This window comes from Salipiger sp., assembly GCF_059781815.1.
Genome location: NZ_JBYNAH010000209.1, coordinates 1 through 9,323, shown reverse-complemented (window position 1 = coordinate 9,323; position 9,323 = coordinate 1). Strand labels below are relative to the sequence as shown.

At 65.8% G+C, this 9,323-nt stretch carries 9 protein-coding genes; 4 read left to right on the top strand and 5 right to left on the bottom strand.

The window, feature by feature from the left end; translation table 11 throughout:
* A partial coding sequence (locus AC6RA4_RS19870; protein ID WP_500163315.1) for a glycosyltransferase family 2 protein occupies window positions 1–589 on the top strand: 589 nt, incomplete at its 5' end.
* Here the strand turns inward: AC6RA4_RS19870 and AC6RA4_RS19865 are convergent.
* The 5 genes from AC6RA4_RS19865 to AC6RA4_RS19845 all read right to left on the bottom strand — a co-directional run bounded on the left by AC6RA4_RS19865 (window position 586) and on the right by AC6RA4_RS19845 (window position 4,614).
* A complete protein-coding gene (locus tag AC6RA4_RS19865; protein WP_500163314.1) occupies window positions 586–1,473 on the bottom strand; it encodes an alpha/beta fold hydrolase in 888 nt (295 codons plus the stop codon). The genes AC6RA4_RS19870 and AC6RA4_RS19865 overlap by 4 nt on opposite strands.
* 43 nt (window positions 1,474–1,516) lie before the next feature.
* The gene (locus tag AC6RA4_RS19860; RefSeq protein WP_500163312.1) at window positions 1,517–2,047 is read right to left on the bottom strand and encodes a hypothetical protein; all 531 of its coding nucleotides are present in this window, start codon (window positions 2,045–2,047) and stop codon (window positions 1,517–1,519) included.
* Window positions 2,048–2,356: 309 nt separating this feature from the next.
* Window positions 2,357–3,730: a M20/M25/M40 family metallo-hydrolase gene (locus tag AC6RA4_RS19855; RefSeq protein ID WP_500163311.1), complete on the bottom strand. Its 1,374-nt coding sequence runs from the start codon at window positions 3,728–3,730 to the stop codon at window positions 2,357–2,359.
* A gap of 79 nt (window positions 3,731–3,809) precedes the next feature.
* Window positions 3,810–4,142, bottom strand: coding sequence for a 5-aminolevulinate synthase (locus AC6RA4_RS19850; protein WP_500163310.1), 333 nt, complete (start codon window positions 4,140–4,142; stop codon window positions 3,810–3,812).
* Between the two features lie 178 nt (window positions 4,143–4,320).
* Window positions 4,321–4,614 carry a hypothetical protein gene (locus tag AC6RA4_RS19845; RefSeq protein ID WP_500163308.1) on the bottom strand — a complete coding sequence of 98 codons (294 nt, stop codon included), beginning with the start codon at window positions 4,612–4,614 and terminating at the stop codon, window positions 4,321–4,323.
* A 375-nt stretch (window positions 4,615–4,989) separates the two neighbouring features.
* Between AC6RA4_RS19845 and hemA the strand changes: the two genes are divergently transcribed.
* The 3 genes from hemA to ispG form a co-directional block, all read left to right on the top strand.
* Window positions 4,990–6,213: a 5-aminolevulinate synthase gene (gene hemA / locus AC6RA4_RS19840; protein WP_500163307.1), complete on the top strand. Its 1,224-nt coding sequence runs from the start codon at window positions 4,990–4,992 to the stop codon at window positions 6,211–6,213.
* Window positions 6,214–6,577: 364 nt separating this feature from the next.
* Window positions 6,578–8,203, top strand: coding sequence for a helix-turn-helix domain-containing protein (locus AC6RA4_RS19835; protein ID WP_500163306.1), 1,626 nt, complete (start codon window positions 6,578–6,580; stop codon window positions 8,201–8,203).
* Window positions 8,204–8,352: 149 nt separating this feature from the next.
* A partial coding sequence (gene ispG / locus AC6RA4_RS19830) for a flavodoxin-dependent (E)-4-hydroxy-3-methylbut-2-enyl-diphosphate synthase (RefSeq protein WP_500163304.1) occupies window positions 8,353–9,323 on the top strand: 971 nt, incomplete at its 3' end.

Sequence of the window (9,323 nt, the reverse complement as noted above, 5' to 3'; positions counted from 1 at the left end):
GCTCGCCGAGGCGGCGGAGGGGCGCGGGCTGGTCGAGTATCTCGCCGAGCAGCCGCTGCGGCGGGTGCTGACACCGCTGGGGCTCGAGGTGATCCATCGCATCGACCGCGAGGACACGCCGATCGAAGACCGCATCCTCGGGCCGCGCCGGCACGTGCGGCTGGCGCCACATTACTCCAAGCCCTGCGTGCTCTCGCTTGGCACCAAGATCGCACGGGGCGGGCATTTCACCCAGGCGTCGAAGCTCTTCACGCCGGACCCGCTCTACCTGTTTCACCTGAAGTTCTGCGATTTTGGCACCTATGTCGAAACGATGAACCGCCGCAACGCGGTGACAGAAGAGGTGGGCGTGGGCGTGAAGGAGGCCGCCATCGGGCGGCACTGGTTCGCCGAGGCGCGGGGCGAGGATCGCGCGGTCTTCGAGGGATTTGCGGCGCTGCCGATGCAGGACGGGTTCGACCTCGGCTGGGTGCGCAAGCGCATGAAGCGCAGCTGGAAGGCGCGGGGCGAAACCGGCTACTGGCAGTTCGACCGGCCGGATTACGACCAGCAATACCTGCTGCCGGAGCGCTTCAGCGGGGTCTTCTAGGCGCTGTGCCGAAGGTGGAAGGCGCGCAGCGCCGCGGCGGTTTCTGCGGGGGCCTGATCGGGGAAGAAGTGCCCGCCGGCGATTGCCTGCGCCTCCATCCTCTCCAGCCGGTGGGCCCAGGTAGCGGGCACGTCCATCAGCTGGGCCATCGCTCCTTCGGCGCCGTAGAGCACCTGCACGGGCACTGCGACCTGGCGGCCAAGGTCGGCGGCGTCGTGGTGGAAATCGATCTCGATGGCGGCGCGGTAATCGTTGCAGCCGGCGCGGATGGCGCCCGGTTGCGCCCAGGCACGGCGGTATTCGGCGAGTAGCTCGGGGGCGAAATCCGACAGCTGCGCCTTGCCGAAGCCCAGCAGGCAGCGCTCGAAATAGGTCTCGGGATCGTGGCCGATCAGGGTTTCCGGGAACGGCGCGGGCTGGGCGAGGAAGAACCAGTGATAATAGGCGCGCGCCACCTCCTGCGTGCAGTGGCTCAGCAGGTGGTGGGTGGGCACGATGTCGAGCAACGAGACCGAGGCCAGCCGCCCGGGCGCGTCGAGCGCCATGCGGTGGCTGACCCGCGCGCCGCGGTCGTGGCCTGCAAGGTGGAAGCGCTCGAAGCCGAGCGCCGTCATCAGCGCCAGCATGTCGGCGCCCATGTTGCGAAAGCTCATGGCCTCGACGCTGTCGGGCATCCAGCTGTCGCCATAGCCGCGCAGATCGGCGGCGATCACGGTGAAGGCATCGGTGAGGAGGGGGAAGAGGGGGCGCCAGAGGGCGCGGCATTGCGGGTAGCCGTGCAGCAGAAGCAGCGGCGGGCCGTCTCCGGCAATATCGTAGGCGATGGTGTGTCCGTCGATCTCGGCGGTCCGGGTCTCGGGCGGCGTCGGAGGCTGCGTGCTCATGCCCGCAGGGAAGCGCGGCGGCGGGGCCGCGTCAAGCGATGGCTCAGTTCAGGCCGTTCGACGAGACGAAGGAGACCGAGGCGAAATCGACGTTGACGTTGCTCGAGGCCGCCATGATCAGCGAGCGCGAGTTCTGGTCGATCATCCCGAGGCCGGCATCGAAGACGCTGGCGGGGGTGTAGACCAGCGCGCCAGCGGCGAGAGCGCCCACCAGAAGGCCACCGGAGTTGCGCTTGCCGGTGCTGGCGCGGCGCGACATCAGAAAGCGGAACAGGTGGATGCCGAGCATCACCGCCGAAACGGCGAGCAGCGCGGCCAGGATGAAGAAGATGAAATCGTGGTATTCGGCGGGCAGGTTGCCCTGAAGCAGGCTGTGCTCGATATGGCTGCGGTTGCGGGCGACCGAGATCACCACGTAGGCCCAGCCAAACCCCATGATCAGCGACATGAAGGGACGCGCGGGAGAGGAGAAGGTCTTCTTCACCTCGCCATGGTTATAGTATTCGGGGTCGATGCGCTTGACCCGTGCCTGGAAGTCCTGCTGCGTCATCTTGCGAAACGTGTAGTTTCTCATGTTCCGTTCCTTGACCCTTCAGATCGTCTTTTTGGGAGAAGGCTGACCCTCATGGGGGCCTTTCCTATCCTTAAGGGTAGGCTAGAAATCAATCATGGCATTTTCGTGCGCCGATTACGGCTGGACCGGGATTTGAAAACGGAATTTTTTTGAGAGTTTTACGGGATTTCCCGGGATTCTGGCGAAGTTGGACAACTTTGTGGCGAGAGGCTGTCAATCCTGACACGTTCACGCAATTCCGGGCGTCACAGAAGTCCCTGAGGGGGAAGTTTGATTCTGTCGAATCCCCCTCAGGTTGTCCTTCTGTCGTCAGGCCGACATAGCGTCGAGGATCCGCGCCCAGCTCCGAATACCCTTGTGATAGCTTTCGAGGTCGTACTTCTCGTTGGGCGAATGGATCTGGTCGTCATCCTTGCCCCAGCCCACAAGCATGGCATCCATGTCGAGGATGGTCTTGAAGTAGCCGGCGATCGGGATCGAGCCGCCGCAGCCTGCATAGGCCGCCGGATCGGGCCATTCGTCCGACAGCGCCTTGCGTGCCGCCTCGAAGCCCGGATGCTCGGTCGACATCTGCGAGGCTGGCGAGCAGCTGTGGTCCTTCCAGGCGATCTTGCAGTCGGCGGGCAGCTGCGCCTCGACCCAGGCGCGGAAGTTCTTGCGGATCGCCTGCGGGTCCTGCGTGCCGACGAGGCGGAAGCTGATCTTGGCATGGGCCTCGGAGGGCAGCACGGTCTTGAAGCCGTCGCCGGTATAGCCCGACCAGATGCCGTTGATCTCGGCGGTGGGGCGGGCCCAGATCATCTCGAGCGGGGTGACGCTGCTCTCGCCTGCCGGGATCGACAGCCCGACATCGCCGAGGAAGCCCTTGGCATCGAAGCCGAGCCCCTCCCACTGCGCCTTGAGCTCATCCGAGAGCGCCGGAACGCCTTCATAAAGCTCGGGCACCTGGATCACGCCGTTCTCGTCGAAGAGCCCGCCGAGGATCTTGGTGAGCACGCGGGCGGGGTTCATGGCGATGCCGCCATACATGCCCGAGTGCAGATCCTTGTCGGGGCCGGTGATGGTCAGTTCCTCGCCCAGCAGGCCGCGCAGCATGGTCATGATTGCCGGGGTCTTGGACTGGAACAGGCCGGTGTCGCAGATCAGCGCGATCTCGGCCTTCAGCTCCTCGGCGTTCTCCTTCATGAACGGCACCAGCGACGGCGAGCCGCTCTCTTCCTCGCCTTCAAGGAAGAAGGTGATCTTGCAGGGCAGGGTGCCGTGCTCGGCCTTCCAGGCGCGGCAGGCCTCGATGAAGGTCATCAGCTGGCCCTTGTCGTCCGAGGCGCCGCGGCCGCGGATCACCTTGCCCTTTGGGGTCTCTTCGATGGCGGGATCGAAGGGATCGCGATCCCAGAGGGTCAGCGGATCGACCGGCTGCACATCATAATGGCCGTAGAACAGCACATGCGGGCCGGGGCCGTCCACATGGCCCACCACCATCGGGTGGCCCGGGGTGGCGCGCTTCTCGGCGCGCACGCCGATCGACTGCAGATCCGCCACCAGCCAGTCGGCGGCCTTGTCGCACTCGGCCTTGTAGGCCGGGTCGGTCGAGATCGACTGGATGCGGAGAAGCTCGAGCAGACGATCGGTTGCGGCGGGAAGATCGCTGTCGATGCGGGCGAGAACGGCGTCGAGGGACATGCCATGGGCTCCTGTGGCTGTGGGGAGATGGGTTCGGCGCGACCCTATCAGCGCCGTCCGTACTGTCCAGAGCAGGCGCTCAGACGGCCACCACCGCCAGCCCTGCCAGCACCATCGCCGCGCCGAACGCCTGCCTCAGGCTCAGCCCTTCGCCGATCCAGCTGGCATAGGCCAGCACCAGCAGCGTCTCGGCGGCGATGATGGCGAGATAAACCACCGACAGCTCGGCCCGGCGCATCAGAAGGATCTCGGAGAGCAGGGCCGCAAGGAAGCCCGCAATGGCGAGGGCGAGGCCGACGGGGATGTGGCCTTGTGCCGAGAGCTTCATGCCGACGGTGGCAAGCGCGTAGCCCGCGGCGGTGCCAAGCACGAGCGCCGGGGCAGAAAACGGGGGGAGGGTCAGGCTCCACATGAAATGACCTTCGAAAATCCACTATCAAATTAGGGTGTGGCGCCACCCGGGCGGCCTCCACGGACTTTATCAATGTCATCAGGGTGCACCCGCCACAGTTGTCTGGCGAGTATGAGAAACCTTACCTTTCGGGAGAGAGAGGGGCCGGGGCGCGGGAGGGGCGCCCCGGCCGGCAGGGTCAGCGCTTGCCGAAGCCGTGACTTCCGGAACCGTCACGCGGGCCGCTGCCGTCGTTGCCACTGGCGGTCTCGGCGGCGTTGCCGCTGGTCTTGCCATATGCGTTGCGGGACATGACCCCGCGCATCTCGTCTTCGCCGGGCGTGTCGGCGCTCTTGGCCTGGTTGGTGTCGTGGTTCTTCTGCAGAACCTCGCTCAGGTCATCGGCCCACGGATTCGCGTGGCCCGCCGCAAGAACGCTCGCGCTGCCGGTCAGGGCGATGACGGCAAGTGCGAGTGGCGTGATCTGCTTCATGCTGCTCGGTCTCCTCTCATAGTCTCTATCGGGCACCTGTGGTGCATCTTTTATATATCATTTTGTGAATATGATGTCGCCGTGGCATGGTGTCCCGGTTTGCCTGCTGGCACCGGGTCTTTCGCGGAACGCGCTTGAATTGCTGCATTTGGGCGGTATCTTCGTGCCCGACTCCGGCGCTTGGCGAGAGACGGCGCCGGAAGACCATCCCAAAGTCTTGATGCAAATCAAGGCCGCGACTCTTAGTCTCTTTCTAAACCGTGGACAGGATGCACTGTGAGCGTTATCCATTCACGAACGTGAATGCGGCGGGCCCCGCCGACCAGACGCCGCGCAGCCTGCAACGACGTGGCCAAAGCGAAGGAGGAGATGCCGGTGGATTACACCGCGAAGCTCGACGAAGCCCTGAACCGTCTGCACGAGGAAGGCCGCTACCGCACCTTCATCGATATCGAACGCAAGAAGGGCCAGTTCCCGCACGCCACATGGCGCAAGGCTGACGGCTCCGAGCAGGCGATCACCGTCTGGTGCGGCAACGACTATCTTGGCATGGGCCAGCACCCGGCGGTGCTGAGCGCGATGCACGAGGCCATCGACGCCACCGGCGCGGGCTCGGGCGGCACCCGCAACATCTCGGGCACCACGGTCTATCACAAGCGGCTCGAGGCAGAGCTGGCGGATCTGCATGACAAGGAAGCGGCTCTGGTCTTCTCCTCGGCCTATATCGCCAACGACGCCACGCTCTCGACCCTGCCCAAGCTGTTCCCCGGCCTGATCATCTATTCCGACGAGCTCAACCACGCCTCGATGATCGAGGGCATCAAGCGCAACGGCGGCGCCAAGCGGATCTTCCGCCACAACGACGTCGACCATCTGCGCGAGTTGATCGCCGCCGACGACCCGCGCGCGCCGAAGCTCATCGCCTTTGAATCGGTCTACTCGATGGATGGCGATTTCGGCCCCATCGCCGAGATCTGCGACCTTGCCGAAGAGGTGGGCGCGCTGACCTATCTCGACGAGGTGCACGCGGTGGGCATGTACGGCCCGCGCGGCGGCGGTGTCGCCGAGCGCGACCGGCTGGCGCATCGCATCGACATCATCAACGGCACGCTGGGCAAGGCCTTCGGCGTGTTCGGCGGCTACATCGCGGCGAGCGAAAAGATGTGCGACGCGGTGCGCTCCTACGCGCCGGGCTTCATCTTCACCACCTCGATCCCGCCGGCGGTTGCGGCCGGGGCGGCGGCCTCGATCGCCCATCTCAAGCAGGATCAGGCTCTGCGCGACAAGCACCAGACCCAGGCCCGGATCCTCAAGACCCGCCTCAAGGGCATGGGCCTGCCGATCATCGATCATGGCAGCCACATCGTGCCGGTGATCGTCGGCGACCCGGTGCACACCAAGCAGCTCTCGGACATGCTGCTCGACGGCTATGGCATCTATGTCCAGCCGATCAACTTCCCCACCGTGCCGCGCGGCACCGAGCGTCTGCGCTTCACCCCCTCGCCGGTGCACGGCCCCGACGAGATGGACAAGCTGGTGCGCGCGCTCGACGCTCTGTGGTCGCATTGCGCGCTGAACCGGCAGGAGCTCAGCGCCTGACCCCAGGCGGATCCGGTCACGGCCGGTCCCGGCGACGCGACAGAATGACGAAACCCTCCCGGTCGGATTGGTCGGGAGGGTTTTATTTATCTTTTACCATTCCGATGCAGGATCTCCGCGCGTCGAAGGAGAATTCGTCGAGCGGGATTCGTGAAGAGATAGAGGAACTTCGGCGCGGCTTGGATCGTTGGGCGATGTGCACGATGCACGGGCGGGCTTGCGCAGAACCACGCTCATAACCCGCCGAATCTCTGTAAAAGCAGTTGTGATGTGCTAACGTAGTCCTAATAAAACACGCGAAGCGAATCGCGAAAGCGTGAGTGGACAGGCGAGCTGGGACAGCACCAATTTTTAGGTTGAACGCATGATCGGGCGGAAATCCTCACGTAGGCCGGACGAGGTTGTCGAAGACGATGGCCCGCGCGGATTTGACGATTTTGCACTGCGACTTGGCGATGTCATGCGCGGTGAACGCGCAACGATGGGCAAGTCTCTTCTCGACGTCCAGCGCGAGCTGAGGATCAAGGCGAGCTACATCGCCGCGATCGAGAATTGCGATCCCTCCGCCTTCGACACGCCCGGTTTCATCGCCGGCTACGTCCGCTCCTATGCCCGCTATCTCGGCATGGATCCGGACGAGTGCTTCCAGGAATTCTGCGCCGAAAGCGGCTTCTCCGTCGCCCACGGCATGTCGGAAAACGCCTCGACCATCCGCAAGCCGAACTACGTCAAGTCCGAAGCGCCGCGCCCCGCCGCGCGCGATCCCTTTGCCGAGCCGCGCATGCCGTTCGTGCCCGCCGGCGACAGCCTGCTGTCGCGCATCGAGCCCGGCGCCGTGGCCTCGATGCTGGTGCTGGTCGCGCTGATCGGTGGCATCGGCTATGGCGGCTGGGCGGTCCTGCGCGAGGTGCAGCGCGTGCAGCTCGCCCCGGTGGATCAGACCCCGGTGGTGCTGAGCGAGCTCGATCCGCTCGACGGCGCGGTCGCGCCGGTGACGGAAGAGGTCGGCGGAGACGATGTGGTGGCGCAGGCCGATGGCGTCGGGGCCTTCTCGCCCCCGGGTGCCGAGGCGCTGGATCGTCTCTACCGTCCGCAAGCGCTCGACGTGCCGGTCCTCGTGGCCCGGGATGCTCCGATTTCCTCGCTCGATCCTGCCACGGTCGGCGTCTTCGCGCAGCGCGGCACCGTGCCGCCGGCGCCGGTTGCCGCGCCCGATGGCTCCGAGCGTCTGGTCGCCGAGGCCACGCAGGCCGCTCCGAAGCTCGGCCTCCCGGGACAGATGACGCTGGTCGCCGTGCGCCCGGCCTGGGTGCGCGTGCGCGGCGACGATGGCAGCGTGCTTTTCGAGCGCGTGATGGATGCCGGCGAGACTTGGGCTGTGCCTGCGGGCCAGACCGATCCGAAGCTCAATGTCGGCGAATCCGGCGCGGTCTACTTCGCCGTGAACGGCCAGACCTACGGCCCCGCCGGTCCCACCGGCACGGTGACCCGCGACCTGTCGCTGCAGCCCGAGCTGATTGCTGCCGCCTACAGCCCCGCCGACGTGACCAGCGACGGCGATCTGCAGCGCATCATGGATGACATGACCCAGTTCGCCGCGGCGCAACCGCAGGGCGAGCCTGGCCAGCCCAAGGTGCTTGAAGACAGCGCCCCGGGCGTGACGATGATCGCCGTGCGCACCGCCTGGGTGCGGGTGCGCGCCGCCGACGGCTCGGTGATCTACGAGGCGACGATGCGCGCCGGCGATACCTTCGAGCTGCCCAGCACCGAGGATCCGGCCACCCTGCGGGTGGGCGAGTCCGGCGCGGTCTACTTCGCCGTGAACGGCCAGACCTACGGCCCGGCCGGCGATACCGGCGCGGTGACCTCGAACCTCGCGCTCTCGGTCGACAACCTGACCTCGAGCTACCAGGTCGCCGACATCACGCGTGACGCCGATCTCGAGCGCGTGGTGGCCGAACTCAACAGCGCAGCGCCCGTCGCTGACTGATCCGCTCTGCGCCTGACCCTGTCCCCGACTGAAACGGTCGCCGGGGCAGGGGGGACCTGAAGGTTTCACGCAATCGTCTCTGGTCTCAGGTCGCTCGCGGCATTAGGTATGGCCGCACGCGAACCCCCTGTCTCGAGGAGCCTTGCGGCATGAGCCACAACCCGATCCGTCCCTGGCGCAACATCGAGCGGCGCAAGTCGCGCCGGATCATGGTGGGCAATGTGCCTGTGGGGGGCGATGCGCCGATTTCGGTCCAGACCATGACCAACACCATCACCACCGACGTGAAGGCGACGGTGGAGCAGGTCCAGCGCGCCGCCGAGGCCGGGGCCGATATCGTGCGGGTCTCGGTCCCCGACGAGGACAGCGCGAAAGCGCTGAAGGAGATCGTGCGCGAAAGCCCGGTGCCGATCGTCGCCGACATCCATTTCCACTACAAGCGCGGCATTGAGGCCGCCGAGGCCGGCGCCGCCTGCCTGCGCATCAACCCCGGCAATATCGGCAGCGAGGCGCGGGTGCGCGAGGTCATCGCCGCCGCCCGCGATCACGGCTGCTCGATGCGCATCGGGGTGAATGGCGGCTCGCTCGAGAAGCATCTGCTGGAGAAATACGGCGAGCCGTGCCCCGACGCCATGGTCGAGAGCGCGCTCGATCATATCCGCATCCTCGAGGACAACGATTTCCACGAGTTCAAGATCTCGGTGAAGGCGTCCGACGTGTTCCTGTCCTCCGCCGCCTACATGGGCCTGGCCGAAGTCACCGACAAGCCGATCCACCTCGGCATCACCGAGGCCGGCGGCCTGACCTCGGGCACCATCAAGAGCGCCATCGGCCTCGGCCAGCTCCTGTGGATGGGCATCGGCGACACGCTGCGCGTCTCGCTCTCGGCCGATCCGGTCGAAGAGGTCAAGGTCGGTTACGAGATCCTCAAGTCGCTCGGCCTGCGCCATCGCGGCGTCAACATCATCTCCTGCCCGTCCTGCGCCCGGCAGGGCTTTGACGTGATCAAGACCGTCGAGGCGCTGGAAGAGCGGCTTGAGCACATCAAGACGCCGATGTCGCTGTCGATCATCGGCTGCGTGGTGAACGGCCCCGGCGAGGCGCTGATGACCGATGTCGG

Excerpts from the sequence above, each read along its gene's own strand:
- AC6RA4_RS19860 (WP_500163312.1), bottom strand. The coding sequence starts at position 2,047 with ATGAGAAACTACACGTTTCGCAAGATGACGCAGCAGGACTTCCAGGCA.
- AC6RA4_RS19850 (WP_500163310.1), bottom strand. The coding sequence starts at position 4,142 with ATGTGGAGCCTGACCCTCCCCCCGTTTTCTGCCCCGGCGCTCGTGCTT.
- AC6RA4_RS19835 (WP_500163306.1), top strand. The coding sequence starts at position 6,578 with ATGATCGGGCGGAAATCCTCACGTAGGCCGGACGAGGTTGTCGAAGAC.
- AC6RA4_RS19855 (WP_500163311.1), bottom strand. The coding sequence starts at position 3,730 with ATGTCCCTCGACGCCGTTCTCGCCCGCATCGACAGCGATCTTCCCGCC.
- AC6RA4_RS19865 (WP_500163314.1), bottom strand. The coding sequence starts at position 1,473 with ATGAGCACGCAGCCTCCGACGCCGCCCGAGACCCGGACCGCCGAGATC.
- AC6RA4_RS19845 (WP_500163308.1), bottom strand. The coding sequence starts at position 4,614 with ATGAAGCAGATCACGCCACTCGCACTTGCCGTCATCGCCCTGACCGGC.